The sequence below is a fragment of the Actinopolyspora mzabensis genome, assembly GCF_900101095.1.
GTDB classification, from domain to species: domain Bacteria; phylum Actinomycetota; class Actinomycetes; order Mycobacteriales; family Pseudonocardiaceae; genus Actinopolyspora; species Actinopolyspora mzabensis.
Genome location: NZ_FNFM01000003.1, coordinates 159,140 through 175,294 on the forward strand (window position 1 = coordinate 159,140; position 16,155 = coordinate 175,294).

At 69.0% G+C, this 16,155-nt stretch carries 13 protein-coding genes, 1 tRNA gene and 1 pseudogene; 5 read left to right on the forward strand and 10 right to left on the reverse strand.

Going from position 1 to position 16,155, the window contains the following annotated elements:
* Positions 1 to 94: 94 nt before the first annotated feature.
* Both selB and selA read right to left on the reverse strand, forming a co-directional pair.
* A complete protein-coding gene (selB, locus tag BLR41_RS05860) occupies positions 95 to 1,858 on the reverse strand; it encodes a selenocysteine-specific translation elongation factor (protein ID WP_092626971.1) in 1,764 nt (587 codons plus the stop codon).
* Entirely contained in the window at positions 1,849 to 3,174 is a 1,326-nt protein-coding gene (gene selA / locus BLR41_RS05865; protein WP_092626972.1) for an L-seryl-tRNA(Sec) selenium transferase, read from the reverse strand. The genes selB and selA overlap by 10 nt, the downstream gene beginning before the upstream one ends.
* 183 nt (positions 3,175 to 3,357) lie before the next feature.
* Between selA and BLR41_RS23960 the strand changes: the two are divergent.
* A pseudogene (locus BLR41_RS23960) lies at positions 3,358 to 3,543 on the forward strand (DnaJ family domain-containing protein); the annotation flags it as partial.
* Positions 3,544 to 3,884: 341 nt separating this feature from the next.
* On the opposite strand, the gene BLR41_RS05875 reads toward BLR41_RS23960, so the two are convergent.
* A tRNA-Sec gene (locus tag BLR41_RS05875) sits at positions 3,885 to 3,980 on the reverse strand.
* 61 nt (positions 3,981 to 4,041) lie between these two features.
* Here BLR41_RS05875 and selD point away from each other — a divergent pair.
* Positions 4,042 to 5,055 carry a selenide, water dikinase SelD gene (selD, locus tag BLR41_RS05880; RefSeq protein WP_092626973.1) on the forward strand — a complete coding sequence of 338 codons (1,014 nt, stop codon included), beginning with the start codon at positions 4,042 to 4,044 and terminating at the stop codon, positions 5,053 to 5,055.
* A gap of 77 nt (positions 5,056 to 5,132) precedes the next feature.
* Here selD and BLR41_RS05885 read toward each other — a convergent pair whose 3' ends face one another.
* On the reverse strand, positions 5,133 to 5,774 hold the full coding sequence (locus BLR41_RS05885; RefSeq protein ID WP_092626974.1) for a TetR family transcriptional regulator: 642 nt from the start codon (positions 5,772 to 5,774) through the stop codon (positions 5,133 to 5,135).
* Between the two features lie 104 nt (positions 5,775 to 5,878).
* Between BLR41_RS05885 and BLR41_RS05890 the strand changes: the two genes are divergently transcribed.
* Positions 5,879 to 7,585 (forward strand): MFS transporter, encoded by a 1,707-nt coding sequence (locus tag BLR41_RS05890; RefSeq protein WP_092626975.1) that lies wholly within the window; start codon positions 5,879 to 5,881, stop codon positions 7,583 to 7,585.
* Positions 7,586 to 7,713: 128 nt separating this feature from the next.
* On the opposite strand, the gene BLR41_RS05895 is transcribed toward BLR41_RS05890, so the two are convergent.
* Both BLR41_RS05895 and BLR41_RS05900 read right to left on the reverse strand, forming a co-directional pair.
* Positions 7,714 to 7,905 carry a DUF397 domain-containing protein gene (locus tag BLR41_RS05895; protein ID WP_245693924.1) on the reverse strand — a complete coding sequence of 64 codons (192 nt, stop codon included), beginning with the start codon at positions 7,903 to 7,905 and terminating at the stop codon, positions 7,714 to 7,716.
* A 4-nt stretch (positions 7,906 to 7,909) separates the two neighbouring features.
* Positions 7,910 to 8,800, reverse strand: coding sequence for a helix-turn-helix domain-containing protein (locus BLR41_RS05900; protein ID WP_218119939.1), 891 nt, complete (start codon positions 8,798 to 8,800; stop codon positions 7,910 to 7,912).
* A gap of 102 nt (positions 8,801 to 8,902) precedes the next feature.
* Between BLR41_RS05900 and BLR41_RS05905 the strand changes: the two genes are divergently transcribed.
* Positions 8,903 to 9,172, forward strand: a complete 270-nt coding sequence (locus BLR41_RS05905; protein WP_143013009.1) for a hypothetical protein — start codon at positions 8,903 to 8,905, stop codon at positions 9,170 to 9,172.
* Positions 9,173 to 9,277: 105 nt separating this feature from the next.
* Here BLR41_RS05905 and BLR41_RS05910 read toward each other — a convergent pair whose 3' ends face one another.
* The 4 genes from BLR41_RS05910 to BLR41_RS05925 all read right to left on the reverse strand — a co-directional run bounded on the left by BLR41_RS05910 (position 9,278) and on the right by BLR41_RS05925 (position 12,590).
* A complete protein-coding gene (locus BLR41_RS05910; RefSeq protein ID WP_092626979.1) occupies positions 9,278 to 10,060 on the reverse strand; it encodes an ESX secretion-associated protein EspG in 783 nt (260 codons plus the stop codon).
* Between the two features lie 102 nt (positions 10,061 to 10,162).
* Positions 10,163 to 11,422, reverse strand: coding sequence for a hypothetical protein (locus tag BLR41_RS05915; protein ID WP_092626980.1), 1,260 nt, complete (start codon positions 11,420 to 11,422; stop codon positions 10,163 to 10,165).
* A gap of 15 nt (positions 11,423 to 11,437) precedes the next feature.
* Positions 11,438 to 12,028, reverse strand: coding sequence for a DUF3558 domain-containing protein (locus tag BLR41_RS05920; protein WP_092626981.1), 591 nt, complete (start codon positions 12,026 to 12,028; stop codon positions 11,438 to 11,440).
* On the reverse strand, positions 12,021 to 12,590 hold the full coding sequence (locus BLR41_RS05925) for a hypothetical protein (RefSeq protein WP_143013010.1): 570 nt from the start codon (positions 12,588 to 12,590) through the stop codon (positions 12,021 to 12,023). The genes BLR41_RS05920 and BLR41_RS05925 overlap by 8 nt, the downstream gene beginning before the upstream one ends.
* 234 nt (positions 12,591 to 12,824) lie before the next feature.
* On the opposite strand from BLR41_RS05925, the gene fdh reads away from it, so the two are divergent.
* On the forward strand, positions 12,825 to 16,148 hold the full coding sequence (gene fdh / locus BLR41_RS05935) for a formate dehydrogenase (RefSeq protein WP_281240933.1): 3,324 nt from the start codon (positions 12,825 to 12,827) through the stop codon (positions 16,146 to 16,148).
* The last annotated feature ends 7 nt before the right edge of the window (positions 16,149 to 16,155 follow it).

The window sequence follows — 16,155 nt, forward strand, 5'->3', positions numbered from 1 at the left end:
ACCTCTTCGGGTGGCTCCTCGCTCGGCCCGGCCGGAGAGCGACCGTCCGGTGGCCAACCGCGAGCAGGAGGATCCTCCTCCCGGGTGGGAGCGTTCAGCGCACTCGGTGGGTTCCGTCCGGGAGGCGTCGGGTGTAGCCCTCGCGGGCGAGCCGCTCCAGCAGCGGGACGACCACGCGGCGACTCGTGCCCAGTGCCTCCCGCGCCCCGCTCGGGGTGAACGGTTCCGAAAGTCCGGCCAACACGTCCCGGGCCCGCTGCAGCGCTCCCGGCAGCAGGTAGATTCCCTCGGCGATCCGAAGCAGTTGCCCGGCCTTGTTCGCCACGCCGAGTTGTTCGGCGTCCAGCCCGAGTTCGCGGAGTTCTTCCGCGGTGGGCGCGTCGAAGGGGTGTTCGGCCAGTCGAGCACGGATCGCGGCCACGCCCCGCCGCACGTGCTCGCTCAGCTCGGGACCTTGCAGCCGCAGCCTGCCGTTGCCCGTCCGGATCCCGGCGGCAGTGGCCGAGTCCAGCACCAGCGCCAGCAACGAGGTGTGGGGCAGGCACAGTTGTCGCACTGCCTCGTGCTCGGAGAGACCGTCGGCCATCGGGTCCTCCCGGTGGAGCCGTTCGAGGAGCTCGACGAGTCGTGCCGCGTACTCGTCCCGGGCGGCCGGTTCCAGCAGCCAGTCCCCGGTCACCAGGGCGTGTGGGGGAGGGGAGGCCCCCATCACGCGCAGCTCCGAGGCGCGGATCGCGCGGTTTCTCGCGAGCAGTTCCGCACCGGCGGGCTGTTGTCCCGTGCGCTCCAGTTCGCGAGCGCGGTCGGCGGCAGCGCCCCGGCGGCGCAGCTCCGGTGGGCACACGTCGAGCACGTGCACCCCGGTGGGGATCAGGTGCTGTCCGGCGTCCCGCAGTAGCGCGTTGTCCCCGATCCGCAGTGGCAGCTCCGCTCGCAGCGACAACCGGGCGGTGTCGGCTCCCAGCGGTCGCAGCCGCGCTCCGGTGGTGGTCGCACCGATGTGCATGCCGAGTTCGCCTGGCAGTTCGCCCGCTCCCCGGTCTCGCAGCCGCACGTCCACGAGATCGGTGCTCCGCCAGGCTCCCGGTGTCAGCAGCGCGTCTCCCCGGGCTAGCTCTCCGGCGTGCGCGCCGCGCAGGTTCAACGCGACCCGCGCCGTCGCGCGGACCGTTTCGTGCTCCTCGCCGAGGCTCTGCAGCCCCCGGATCGTCACGCGTTTCCCGGTTCCGGCCACCTCGAGCTGGTCGCCTCTGCTAAGCGTGCCCGCCGACAGCGTCGCGGTCACCACCGTGCCCGCTCCACGAATGCTGAAGCAGCGGTCCAGCCAGAGCCGCACGTCGGCGGTGGGATCCGGATTCGGCAGCTCACCCGCGAGCTCCTCCAGTTTCCCGGTGAGTTCGGGCAAGCCGTCCCCGGTGGTCCCGCTGACCACCACCTCGGGAACTCCCGACAGCGAGCTGTCGGACAGCCGCCGCCGCGTCTGTTCCAACGCGGGGAGCGGGTCGGCGAGATCGCCACGCGTGATCGCCAGCACTCCCCGCCGCACGCGCAGCGCGTGCAGGGCCTGGAGGTGTTCGTCCGACTGCGGCATCCACCCCTCGTCGGCGGCCACCACGAACAGCACGCCCGCGACCTCGCCCACCCCCGCCAGCATGTTGCGCACGAACCGCTGATGGCCCGGCACGTCGACGAACGCCATCACCTCGCCACCGGGCAGGGTTGTCCACGCGAATCCCAGGTCGATGGTCAGCCCGCGACGTCGCTCCTCGTCCCACCTGTCCGGATCGGTGCCGGTCAGGGCTTTGATGAGTGTGGATTTGCCGTGGTCCACGTGGCCTGCTGTGGCGATCACGTGCATGACGCGCCTCCCACGGCCGAATCCGTCGCCGGCGCACTCCGGCGGATCGTCTCGGTCAGCTCCGCGTCCCGCTCCGGCTCCAGCGCGAACAGGTCGACCAGGCAGTTTCCCCGTTCGACCCTGGTCAATACCGGCGGCACATTGTGGCGGAGCCGTTCGGAGCAGTGCTCGGGCAGCACGACGGCCGCGCTGGGCAGCTTCACTCCCGGTGCTCCACCACCACCGATACCCGCGGTGGTGTCCGCCGTCGTCGCCGCCACACCCGCCGCCCGCGCCGACTCCGCGATCCGTTCGGCACGGGCCCGCAGTTCCCGCTGGGAGCATTCCAGCGCACGCGCGGTCGGAGTGGGAGGTCCGCACAGCGTGGCGTGCAGTGCGGCCAGGGTGAGCTTGTCGGGACGCAGCGCACGGGCCAGTGGATGCTTCCGGAGCTTGTCGACGATGGCTGCCTTGCCGAGCAGCAGCCCGGCCTGTGGACCGCCGAGCAGCTTGTCGCAGCTGGCCACCACCAGGTCCGCCCCCGCCCGCAGTGCGCCGCGCGCGTCGGGTTCGTCCGGCAGCCTCGGGTGCGGTTCCAGCAGTCCGGATCCGATGTCGACGACCAGTGGCGCGTCCAGAGCACCGAGTTCGCCCGGCGCGACCGAGGAGGTGAACCCGCTGATCACGAAGTTGGAGGGGTGAACCTTGAGGACGAATCCGGTTTCCGCCCCGATCGCCGCTCGGTAGTCGGCGAGCTCGACGCGGTTGGTCGTGCCGACCTCGCGCAGCCGCGCGCCGGTGGAGCACAGCAGGTCGGGGATACGGAATCCGGCGCCGATCTCGACCATCTCGCCGCGCGCCAGCATGATCTCACGGCCCGCGGCCAGGGCGGTGGCGGCCAGCGTGAGGGCGGCCGCCCCGTTGCCCACCACGTGTGCGCTCTCCGCCTCGGGGACCGCGTCGAGCAGGCCGCGCGTGACGCTCGCCCCACGACGGCCACGCTGACCGGTGTGGAGATCCAGCTCGACGTCGCAGGTTCCCGCGGCTTCCCGCAGGGCCAGCACCGCGGCATCCGAGAGGGGAGCGCGGCCCAGGTTGGTGTGCAGCAGTACGCCCGTGGCGTTGAGCACCGGGCGCAGACCCCCGGTCGCGGTGGGCAGGTTCGCCGCCGTTTCCGTGATCACCTGATCGGCGGGGATCTCACGGGCCCGCGCGCGTCGCTGTGCGTCGTGGACCACGCGTTTCACCCGCTGTCGCCCGAAGCGTTCGACGGCCGCGGCTATGCGGGGCTCGCTGAGGACCCGGTCCGTGGCCGGGATGTTCCGCCGCTCGTCCACGTTCGTGACGATACGCAGCGGGAGAGCGTTCGTTCGGCTCCGTACGCTGGCACGTCGGACGTATTTTTCGATTGAATACCTCTGTTGTTTCAGTGTTGACCGAAATTAATCCAAAACTCAAACCTCTGCGCCCCATCAACTCAACAGATGATTCGCAAGGACGTGCCCGTGCACAATCGAGTCATGACCGAACGGAAACCGCCGGGGACGGACTTCGAGACCTGGATCGACCGTCAGGTCCGTACGGCCAGGGAGCGCGGGGATTTCGACGACCTGCCCGGAACCGGCAAGCCGCTGCCCGATCTCGGCAACGAGAGCGAACTGTCCTGGGTCAAGAAGTACGTCGAGCGGGAGGGGCTGTCCACCGAGGCGCTGCTGCCGCCCGCCGTGCAGTTGCGCAAGGAGATCGACCGGCTCCCGGAGACCGTGGCCGAGCTGCGTTCCGAGCAGGCGGTGCGCGAGCAGGTCGGTGAGCTCAACCTGCGTATCGCCGAGTGGCTGCGGGCTCCCAGCGGTCCACGCGTCAAGGTCGCGCCCGTGGATGCGGATGAGGTCGTGCGCCGCTGGCGGGAGCGACGTGCAACCGCGGCCGAAGCCGAGGACACGGTCTCGACCGAGCATGCCCACGCCGACGAGAGTGCCGAACCCGGCCCGAGCGGACGCGGTGCTCGTTCCGGCGGGCCGCGCACCTGGTGGCGCAGGCTGGTGCGTGGCGGAGGCGGACGGGAATCGAACCCGCCTGACCGAGTTGCTCGGCCACGTCGGTTTTGAAGACCGCGGGGGCCACCAGGCACCCTTACGCCTCCAGTGCCGTCATCCCGCGTGTTGTGCCATGCCGTCGGCCGTCCGGTGGACTAGCTTCGGGGCATGACCGATGCCGGGACCGTCACGACCGAAAACTACCGCCTGACACGGTACGCGCACGGTGGTGGGTGTGCTTGCAAGATCCCCGCGGGCGAGCTGGAGTCCATGGTCGCCGGTGCCGGGATCTCCGGCGGCGCCCCGGCGGGCGGTGAGGTGCTGATCGGTGCCGGTGACGACGCCGCCGTGGTGCGGTTGCACGGCGACACCGCGATCGTGGCCACGACGGACTTCTTCACCCCCGTGGTCGACGATCCCTACGACTGGGGCCGGATCGCGGCTGCCAACGCGCTGTCCGACGTGTACGCGATGGGGGCACGCCCGCTGGTGGCGTTGAACCTGCTCGGTTGGCCACGTGAGTCGCTGCCGATGGAGCTGGCCGAACGGGTGCTGCGCGGTGGCGCGGATGTCGCGGAACTGGCGGGATGCCCGGTAGGAGGTGGCCACAGCCTCGACGATCCCGAGCCGAAGTACGGTATGGCCGTGACGGGCACGGCCGCTGCCACTCGGCTGCTGCGCGAAGACGCCGGAACCCCCGGTGCTCCGCTGTCGTTGACCAAACCGCTCGGCATCGGGGTGCTCAACACCCGGCACAAGGCCACCGGAGAGGTTTTCCCGCAGGCGATCGAGGCGATGACCACCCTCAACGACACGGCCTCGCGGGACGCTCTGGCGGTGGGTGCCGAGTGCGCCACCGACGTCACCGGATTCGGGCTGCTCGGGCACCTGCGCGAACTCACCCGTGCCAGCGGTGTTTCCGCGGTGCTGGACTCGAGCGCCGTTCCCTACCTGGAGGGGGCGCGCGAGGCGGTCCGGGACGGGTACGTCAGCGGGGGGACACGTCGCAATCTGCGCTGGGTGGGCGAGTGCACCGATCTCTCCCGTGTGGACGAGGACGAAGCGCTGCTGCTGGCCGACGCGCAGACCTCGGGGGGACTGCTCGTCGCGGGGGAGCTGCCGAACGCCCCGGTGATCGGCCGGCTGATCACCGCCGAGGAGAACGCCATCACGGTTCGCTGAGCGCGCGCCTGTCCGCTCCACCGCGCGTGAACACGTAGTGGCGGCCCGCCTGCGGAGGCAGTCGCTCAGTCCGCGGATCACTTACCGGTGACCTGGCAGAGCCCCTCGTTGGTGCTGTTGAGCACGTCCACCAGGATCTGGCGCAACGTGGTGCCGTCCCGCCGGGTAAGCCAGGCGTGCATCGCCGAACCGAAGCACGAGACCATGGTCATCGACCAGGCGCCGGGGCGCGGGTCGCAGCTGGGATCGGTTCCGGTGTGCTCGGCGACCAGCTCGGTCATGTCCTGCATCCAGCGCTGCCGCATCAGATGCATCTCGTACTGACCGGTGGACTCCAGGACTTGCAGCAGTTCGGCACGCATCAGGTGTTGTTCGCGGTCTGCCTCCATGCGGTCGGCCGCGTCGAGCATCGCCGCGGCCATGGCGCGCATGGGGTGTTCCTCGGAGCCGCGCGCGTTCAGCGCCTCGCGCACGTACTCGAGCTCGTTGCCGAGGTCGCCGAAGAGCACCGCGTCCTTGCTGGGGAAGTACCGGAAGAACGTCCTGGGGGCGATGTCGGCGGCACGGGCTATCTGTTCCACGGTCGTGGCCTCGAATCCCTGTTCCCGGAACAGTTCCAGGGCCGCCGACTCGATGCCCGCTCGGGTCCTGGCCGCCTTGACGGCTCGTCTGCCCTGGCCCTCCGTTTCGTCGATCGAACCCACCGCAACGCTGGTCATGGCCTCAGGTTCCTCGAAAGCGGAGTTCGGCGTCAACTGTGCCCGTTGTCACCGATGACAAATGGCAGTACTGCCATATTCTGGTGCGGGGAAAGGAGACACGCATGTCCGACGGTCACGCCCGCCACGGGGCGGCGGGTGCTGCAACGACACCCGACAAAGGAGAGGAGGGTGCCCTGGCGGAGGGCATCGACGTGCGGGTCTACCGCCGCAGGTGGGCGACCCTGCTCGTGCTGTGTCTGGCCTTGTCGGCCACGATGCTCGCGAACACCTCGCTCAGCGTCGCGTTACCCCAGCTCTCTCGCGCGCTGGGAGCCTCCACCTCGGCGCAGCAGTGGTTCTCGGACGCCTACGCCTTGGTGTTCGCCGGCCTGCTGTTCACCACCTCCTCGATAGCGGACCGCTACGGGCGCAAGTGGATGCTGCAGGCCGGGATGGTGCTGTTCGGCCTGGTGTCGGTCTACGTGTGGCTGTTCGTGGGGTCCAGCACCGAGATGATCGCCGCACGGGCGCTGCTGGGTGTGGGCGGCGCCATGATCATGCCGGTGACGCTGTCCATTCTGACCAGTGTCTTCCCCAGCGGGGAGCGCACCAAGGCGGTCGGTATCTGGGCCGCCGTTTCCGGCGCGGGCAGCGCCGCGGGGCCGGTTATCGCCGGGGTGCTGTTGCAGTACTTCTCCTGGGAATCGGTGTTCGTGATCAACGTGCCGGTGGTGATCGTCGGTGTGATCGCCGGTATCCGCTACATCCCGTCGCACACCGGCACCGAAGGGGGGCACGGCGGGCTCGACCTGCTGGGGGCGCTGCTGTCCACCGCCGGGATCACGATCGCGGTCTACGCGCTGATCGAGGCGCAGTACGTCGGCTGGTTGTCACCCCGCACGTTGTCCCTGGTGGCCCTGGGGCTGGTGTTGTTGGCGTTGTTCGCGCTGTGGGAGCGCCGGGTGGCCGATCCGATGCTGGATGTTCGGCTGTTCCGCAACCGTGGTTTCTCCGCGTCGGCGGTGGCGTTGACGCTGGTGTTCTTCGCGATGATCGGTGTGTTCTTCGCGCTGAGCCAGACCCTGCAGCTCGTGTTCGGCTACTCGCCGCTGATGGCTTCCACCGCGATGCTGCCGATGTCGGTGATGATGATGCTCATCGCTCCGCAGGTTTCCAGGATCGTGGACAGGTTCGGCCCGCGTGACACCATTTCCGTCGGACTTTTGCTGGCGGCGTTGGGCATGGTGGGGCTGAGCACCCTCGGCGTGGATTCCGGGTACTGGCAGATCCTGCTGCCGCTGTCGTGCACGGCGGCGGGTATGTCGCTTGCGATGGCTCCGGCCACCGATCAGCTGATGGCCAACGTGCCCCGTGAGCGCGCGGGGATGGGTTCGGCCACCAACGACGTCACCCGCGAGGTGGGGGCGTCGTTGGGTGTGGCCGTGCTGGGCAGCGTGCTGGGAGGTAGCTATGCCGCCCGGATCTCGGACTCGCTGACCGGGCTGCCCGAGCGGGTGCGGCAGACCGCCGAGGAGTCGCTGCCCGGCGGCATGATGGTCGCCGAGTCGTTGGGCGCGCGGGGGGAGCGGCTCGCCCGCGAGGTGTCGGTGGCCTGGATGGACGCCTCGCAGACCGCGTACCTGGCCGCTGCGGGGCTGATCGCGGTGGCAGCGCTGGTGGCGTGGTTCTTCCTGCCCGGCAGGACGCAACGCACCGAGGTGCGGGCCTCCTCGGGAACCGAGCGGGGTGCGGCCGAGGAGCCGGACAGGGCCACCGAGAAGCCTGGCAGCGCCACCGAGAGGTCCGACACGGCTGTCACCGAGCAGTGAGCCCGCTCGTTCAGTGACCGCCGTGCCGGGGTGGTGGTCGCGGTCGGGGTGTCGATTTCGCGCGAAATCTACGTCGTGCTGGAGGCACCGCCCCCACCGGCGCGGCGATTTCGCGCGAAATCGCCGGTTCAGTTCCCGGCGTGGTCCTGGGCGAGACTGCGCAGGAAGTCGTTCCACCGGGCGCGGGGGAACAGCAGTGAGTCGCCGTGCGGGCGTTTGGAGTCCCGCGCGGCGACCCCGTGCTCGGTGGCGGCGATCTCCACGCAGTTCGCCTGGCTACTGCTTCGACTGCTCTTGCGCCAGTGCTTCACGGATGCCACGGACTCACTCCTTCTCGTGCTCGGCCGGTTCGTCGGCGAGGCGCGCGATGATCTCGCTGGAATCATCCGGGGAGAACGCGAGTTCGCGCAACCGCCACAGGGAGCGTTCCGCGGCGTCGACGTGCTCGGGCTGCTCCAGGAACGCGCTGTTGCCCCGGTGCTCCAGATACACCAGGTTCGGCTGCTTCGGGAAGTCCAGCAGCACGAACGGCCCCTCCATGCCGGGATGGATGCCCGCACGCTGCGGCACCATCCGGACGGTGACGTTCGGCCGCAGGTTGCTCTCCGCCAGGCGCAGCAGCTGCCGCCGCATCACGCCGGGGTCGGCGGTCGGGCGGCGCAGCACCGGTTCGTCCAGCAGCACCTCCAACCGTGGTGCGCGGCTGCCGAGCAGCACGGTCTGCCTGCCGATGCGGGCCTCGACCAGCCGTCGCACCTCGCGCTCCGGCAGCTCGTGGGTGGTGCCCCGGATGACCGCCTCGGCGTACTCGTCGGTCTGCAGTAGTCCTGGGATGAATTGTGTTTCCCAGCCGTGGATCGCGGTGGCCTCGGACTCGAACCGCATCAGGTCCTGCCACATCGCGGGAAGCGCGGCGTGCTGCACCTGCCACCAGTTGCGATCGGTGCCGTTGCGCACCAATGCCAGGATCTCCTCGCGCCGCTGGGTGGGCACGCGGTAGAGCCCCAGCAACGCCGCGACGTCGTCGGCGGCCAGGCCGCGAGTCCCCGTCTCCATCCGGCTGAGCTTGCTCATCGAGATGCCCAGCGACCTCGACACCTCGGCGGCGCTGAACCCGTTGCGGTCCCGCAGTTCCCGCAACTCGCCGGAGACCCGTCTGACTCGTGCCGGGATCCCGCTGCGTCGTTCCATGCTCGACCCTTCCTCACTGGTCACTGTTCGCTCGCACCCTGACCGGTTGACCAGTGGTCAAGGAAGTGAGATCACGCGAAAGTGTCGTTGCGTGACCGTTGGGGAGCCGTCGAACCTTCCCTCGACATGATCGATTCGGTAGTCGTCACGTTCGGGAGGGCGCAGATGCGCGCGCAGTGGTTGGTCGAGGCGGGCAGCGGTACGGCAGCGGTGTACCTGAGCATGCCGGGCCTGCACGAACTGGAGATCCGGCAGGACGAGAACGTGCTGCGGGTGGACAGCGACCAACTGCGACAGCTGTTGGACACGCTGTTCTGGCTGGACGAACTCCACGGCGCTGGCCTGCAGGAAGCCGCCGTCAACCTGTCCGAGCAGGCGGTCGTCAGGAGTGTTTGATCGCTGTTCGCCACCCGCTCGATCTCGGTACTTCCGGAACGCGAGTAGCGGGGAGAGCGTCCTGATCGAGCCGTTACCGGAGACGGAGCGGGCAAGTTCGAGGTCTCACTCCGGCGCGATGCTCCTGGCGAGGTCGCGTACCCGCTCCGCCAACCGGTTCCGGTCGATCGGGGCGAAGGTGATCCACGCCCGCCCGCTGCGGAGGGTTTCCTCCATCAGGTACCAACCCCTGGTGGTGGCGAAGCAGTTGGTCACCACCGGGGCCCTGGAACGGTTGCCGCGCCGGTCCATCCGCGCGGCTCCGAACTGGGCGTAGCCCACGCGTTCACCGCCCGCCATGTCGACCAGAGCGCTCGCGTCGTCGCGCCGCACTCCGCGGCGCAGCAGCGCCTCGCGCATCGCCCGATCGGAGTCACCGGCATCTGCCGCCGCCGCGTCGAGCTGGTCACTGGGCACCGACACCGCCTTACCCGGGCCGGGGTTCAGCTCGGGGAGCACCCCCACCACGGCCCGGTGCGGCGCGTCGTCGGTGCGCAGCTGGCGCAGGCGCACCACGCCGTCCTCCCGGACGGCCAGCGCCGAGCTGGCCGGGCCGTTCGCGGCCAACGCCGTCCGACGGTGCTCGCCCTCCTCGGACAGATAGCGATACACCAGGTCGAAGGAGTCACGGTAGCGGTCCAACGGGAAGAACACCCCGGAGACGGCGTCCTCGGCGTCCCGGTTGCCGAAGCCGATCCGGCGCAGCTCCTCCCAGCTCCGCCGTTCGACATCACGCCGCTCCGATTCGGTGAGCCCTTCGGGCAGCACGTTCAGCAGGAGCGGTTTCGTGCCGAGCCGGAAGTGTTGCCAGGCGAGGTGGAACGCCTGTTCGGAAAGTTCGATGTTCACCCTTGCCCCCGAAAGATCGCGACGCCGGAATTCCTCCCGGCGCCGCGACACACGTTGCTGGATCCGACGCGACGGTGCTCGACAGCCCGAGCGGAAACCTGATCAGTCCTCGCCGATCACCGGTGGAGCGACGCGCGGCAGGTCACCGTCGAAGTAGCCGTAGTCACCGACGAGGTAACTCGGCGTCTCGTGCTCCTCGTCCTCCTCGCCCTGCTGGCCACGACCACGCGGCGCACCCGCCATACCACCGCGAGCGTTCCCCGCTCCGGAGGAGGCGCCGCTCGTCGCGGCGGAAGCGGTGGACGGGCGCGCGAGCCCCGACTGCCCACCCGGGCCGAGGGAACGGCCGCCGAGACCGGCGGAACCCCGGCCACCCGCTCCGGAACCGGTTGCACTGCCCGAGCCGCCCGCGAGCGAACCGAGACCGCGTATCGGGATCCGGCTGCCGGGAGCGCGTCCGGTCCCGCCCGCGACGCCGGAACCACCCGGCGTGCGACCGTTGCCCGAACCACCTCCGGCGCCGCCGCCCGGAGCGCCGGACTGCCCCGGCCGATATCCGGGGGAGCCGCCTTCCGGCGGGCGCTGCCACGCGGATTGACTGCCCGCGGGCTGGTTGATCCCCGAACCGCCCCGGCCCGCCGACTGGCCCGAAGTGCCGTTGCCTGCCGTGCCGGTGCCGTGCGCGCCGCCCGAAGTGTCCAGCGAGCCGCTCCAGGAGCTGCGGGTGCCCGCGGCAGCGCCGCTGCCCATGCCCCGGGAAGTGGCGAAGCCACCGACCTCGGGGTTCGATCCGGAGCGCACGCCGGTTTCGACGCCGCCCGGCGGGGGAGCGGTGAACGTCGGGGTCGCGCTGACGGTGCTCTGCGAGGCGGTGTCGTAGGATTTGAACGCCGTGACCGCGTCCTGCCGCAGCTTCTCGTTGTGCGCCAACGCCTGCTCGTTGTCGGTCTTGCCGCCGGTGAGGCCTGCCCAGGCCTGCCCGAGGAAGTTCTCCTCCGGGACGGGCTTCTCCTCGGACGCGGCGGGAACGGAGGAGTACACCCTGCTGAAGGCCTGGCCCTGCTCCTCCAGCCGCACCGCCTCGGCCGTGGCGTTGTCGGCCGCGACCTCGGTCCACAGCACCACCGGCGACATGGCGCTCTGCATGGCCTCCTGGCCCTTGGACTGGTTCACGGCCCCGGCCCGCTTCAGCCTGTCCTTGATCTCGGTGGCCAGCTCGCGCATGTACCGCTCCTCGGCACGCCAGCGGCTGCTCTTCTCGTGGAGCGCCTCGGCTCCCTTACCGCTGTTGACCCAGGAGCGCATCTGCTCCAGCTGCGCCCCGTCGAGATTGGACGGCGGCAGCGTGCGTCTGTCCCCCATGATTCTGAGCTCCCCTCAGGCTTCGGGCAGGTTCTTGATCGCGGCTTCGGCGAACTTGGTGAAAATCGGGCACGGATCGGGGCGGTTCTCGCCAGGCCGTACTTGGCCGTTGACCAGTAGAAAACCGTCTTCAGCGACATCGACAGCGATGTAGCAACCGATTCCACTTATATTTGCCGCGTAAGCAGGGTAATTATTGATTTCTGTTTTTTCGCCGCCGGGATGCGTCTCTATAGCCTCTGAGATGGTTCGTTCGAAGTCAGGTGCCACAAATACTCGCCATCCTGAATTGGACCCTGCTTTCCCTTTTTGGTAGCTGCACCCTTGCTGTCCCTCTGATGTGCGAGGGTAAGGAGTCCGGTCGGTACCGAGCTTCAGTGCCTGTTGCTTCGTGATGACGGTGCAGGGGTCGGCGATGTCGAGGGATTTGGCGGGTGCGGTGCGTTCCGGCAGACTCACCCCGGCGCCGCCGCTGGTGCTGGTGGGTGCGCTCGTGCCGGTGTCGGTGGTTTCTTGCGCCGCTTGGCCGGTCTGACCACCGCTACATCCGGCGAGCAGCAGCAGTCCGGCTGCCAGGGAGATTCCCGTGGTGACGGTGTTACGCATTCCGCATCTCCCGGTCGAAGTTGTCGGCGGCGTTGGCGTCGTCGGTGCGGGTCTGTTCTGCGCTGGAGCGCAGGCTCGCGGCGGTGTCGTTGAACACCTTCGCGAGTTTCAGGTAGTTGGGCATGTACGAGCGGTCGTCCCCGGAAGCGACTTCGCCGTGAATCGAAGCGGCACCGGTACTGACTGGGTCGGTGCCTGGCGCAGGGACCATCCCCAGATTTTGAACATCTACCGACCTTTCTTCCAATTCTTGTGCTTTCTCCTCGAAGAAACCCGCCAGCGCGTCGACCTCGTCGGGGTCGACGACCATGCGCGTGTTGTCGCTGATGGCCTGGGCCAGTTCCGCCTTGGTGCTGGCGCGTTCCTTGATCCGCGCGATGTCGGCGATCTCCTCGGCGAGTCCGGGGCCGGGGAACAGCATGCTGGTGGCCACGTCCTGCATCTCGGCGTCCAGCGCCGCCTGGTCCGCGGCGTCCATTCCCGATTGGCCGCCGGCCTCGTTCGTTCCCCCCGCGTTCGACTGGCTGTTCTCCTCGTCGGCCACGCTTCCCCCTGTACTCACTCGGTCGTGCGATGCTCTCGCCCGGCGGCATGATCACTTGCCCATCCGGAACTTACCGCACCGCGCATCCCGCGTGGGCCGGGTTCAGTACATCCGGCGAAGCGAGCCGTGCTCTTCATACGTCCGTGCGAGCGGAGCGTCATCGGACCAGCGCCGGGCACAGCGCTCGCGGTTGCGCCGGCTTCTCGTCGGGCGCAGCATCGGCGGCAACGTGTCGGGAGTTGGTGATCGGCTATGCGGGAATGGCTGCGCTGGCCCGTGCTGCGCCAGTTGACGGGGTCCGACCCGCTCGGTCGTGGCCGGGCGGCCCGTTCCGCCGAGACCGACCGCGAGTACGCCCGCACCGAGGACGCCGAGGCGGTGGTCGGGTCGGTGTGCCCTTACTGCGCCGTGGGCTGTGCCCAGCGCGTGTACGTGCGGGACGGCGCCGTCACCCAGATCGAAGGCGATCCCGACTCCCCGGTGAGCCGGGGCAGGCTCTGTCCGAAGGGTTCGGCCAGCCGCTCGTTGGTGACCTCGCCTGATAGGCAGACGAGGGTCGCCTATCGGCGACCGTACGGCACCGAGTGGGAGGAACTGGATCTCGACACCGCGGTCGACATGATCGCCGACCGGGTGATCCGCACCCGGGACGAGACCTGGCAGGAGACCGATTCGGACGGTACGCGGCTGCGTCGAACCATGGGAATCGCGAGCCTGGGCGGGGCCACGCTGGACAATGAGGAAAACTACCTCATGAAGAAGCTCTACACCGCCCTCGGCGCCATCCAGATCGAGAACCAGGCCCGCATTTGACACTCCTCCACGGTTCCCGGTCTGGGAACCTCGTTCGGCCGTGGTGGGGCCACAACCTTCCAGCAGGACCTCCGTAACTCCGATTGCATCGTGATTCAGGGGTCCAACATGGCCGAAGCACACCCGGTCGGCTTTCAGTGGGTGATGGAAGCCAAACGGCGCGGGGCGAAGATCATCCACGTCGACCCCCGGTTCACCCGCACCTCGGCGATGGCCGACACTTTCGTCCCGCTGCGCGCGGGCAGCGACATCGCCTTTCTCGGTGGGCTGATCAACCACGTGCTGCGGGGTGGGCACTACTTCCACGAGTACGTGGCCGCCTACACCAACGCGGCCACGATCGTCGACGAGTCCTTCGCCGACACCGAGGATCTCGACGGGGTGTTCTCCGGCTTCACCGGAAGTGGTTACGACGAGACCAGCTGGTACTACCAGGGAGCGCGGGTCAACCCGGCCGCGGGCGAGCGCGACCAGTGGCACGACGTTTTCGGTTCACCCGAGCACGACCGAGCCACCTCGGAGGAGGAGTCGGCGCGTCGTGCGGAGCCGGAGACGGACCCGAGCCTGACCCACCCCCGGTGCGTGTTCCAGATCCTCAAGCGCCACTTCGCCCGCTACACCCCGGAGCTCGTGGAGCAGCTGTGCGGGATCGACCAGGAGCGTTTCCACGAGGTGGCCGAGGCGCTGGTCGCCAACTCGGGAAGGGAGCGCACCACCGCCTTCGCCTACGCGGTGGGCTGGACCCACCACACGGTGGGGGTGCAGTACATCCGGGCCGCCTCGATCCTGCAGTTGCTGCTCGGCAACATCGGCAGACCCGGCGGTGGGATTCTCGCGCTGCGCGGCCACGCCAGCATCCAGGGTTCGACCGACATCCCCACGCTGTTCGACCTGCTGCCCGGCTACATCCCGATGCCGCGAGCACACCCGAACCTCTCGCTGGACGAGTTCGTGGCCACCAACGCCGCCGACAAGGGGTACTGGGGCAACATCCGCGACTACGTCGTCAGCCTGCTCAAAGCCTGGTGGGGTGAGTACGCCACCGCCGAGAACGATTTCCGGTTCGATCATCTGCCCAGGCTCACCGGCGACCACGGCACTTTCCAGACCGTGATCGACCAGATCGAGGGGAGGGTGCGTGGCTACTTCGTCGTCGGCGAGAACCCGGCCGTGGGCACCGCCAACGCGCACCAGCAGCGCATGGGGCTGGCGAATCTGGACTGGCTGGTGGTGCGCGATCTGAACATGATCGAGACGGCCACGTTCTGGCGGAATGGTCCGGAGATCGAGAACGGCGAGACGAGTCCCTCCGAGATCGGCACCGAGGTGTTCTTCCTGCCCGCCGCAGCGCACACCGAGAAGGACGGTACCTTCACCAACACCCAGCGCATGCTGCAGTGGCACCACAAGGCGGTCGAACCGCTCGACGACCAGCGCAGCGACCTGTGGTTCTTCTACCACCTGGGGCTGCGGATCAAGTCCAAACTCGCGGCCCGACGATTCGAACGGGACGCGCGACAGCGGGAACGCGACCGCCCCGTGCTGGAGCTGACCTGGGACTACCCCACCGAAGGGGATCTCGCCGAACCGAGTGCGGACGCCGTGCTCCGCGAGATCAACGGCACCGATGCCGAGGGGCGGGCACTGTCCTCCTACACCCGGCTGCGCTCCGACGGTTCCACACGTGCGGGGTGCTGGATCTACTGCGGCGTCTACGCGGGTGAGATCAATCGGGCCGCACGGCGTGAACCGGGGGAGCAGCAGTCCTGGGTGGCTCCCGAGTGGGGCTGGTCCTGGCCCGCCAACCGGCGGATCCTGTACAACCGCGCCGCCGCCGACCCCGCGGGCGCGCCGTGGAGCGAGCGCAAGGCTTACGTGTGGTGGGACGCCGAACAGCGGCGCTGGACCGGCCACGACGTGCCCGACGTCGACGTGGCCAAGCCTCCCGATTACGAGCCCGCCGCCGACGCGCACGGTCCCGACGCGCTGCGCGGCACCGATCCCTTCATCATGCAGGGTGACGGGCTCGGCTGGCTGTACGCCCCCGCGGGGTTGCACGACGGGCCGCTGCCCACCCACTACGAACCACAGGAATCACCACTGCGCAATACGCTGCATGCCACGCAGCGCAACCCGGCGCGGCGGCTTTACCACCGCCCGGAGAACCGATACCAACCCAGCGGTGCCGAACCGGGAGCGGAGGTGTTCCCGTACGTGTTCACCACGTTCCGACTCACCGAGCACCACACGGCCGGTGGAATGAGCCGGTGGCTGCCACACCTGGCCGAGCTGGCGCCCGCGATGTTCGTCGAGCTCTCCCCTGAGCTGGCCGTGGAGCGGGGACTGCGGCATCTCGGCTGGGCCACGGTGATCACCGCGCGCGGAGCGATCGAGGGACGCGTGCTGGTCACACCACGTATCCGGCCGTTGCGTTCGAACGGCAGGACGCTGCACCAGATCGGCATCCCGTGGCACTGGGGACCCAACGGGTTGACCACTGGTGACGCCGCCAACGAGTTGCTCAACGTCGCGTTGGACCCCACTGTGCACATCATGGAGACCAAGGCGGGAGCCTGCGACATCCGCCCCGGCAGGAGACCACGGGGGGTGGAGCTGCACAGGTTGATCGCCACCTACCGCGCTCGTGCGGGAATCACCGAGCACACCGGCGGCGACGCTCCGCCCCCGGATAACGGGCTGCCGGAGAACGGTACGCGTCCCTCGGGAACGGACACGGTCGACGGAGGTGAGGATGAGTCCTGACAGGCCG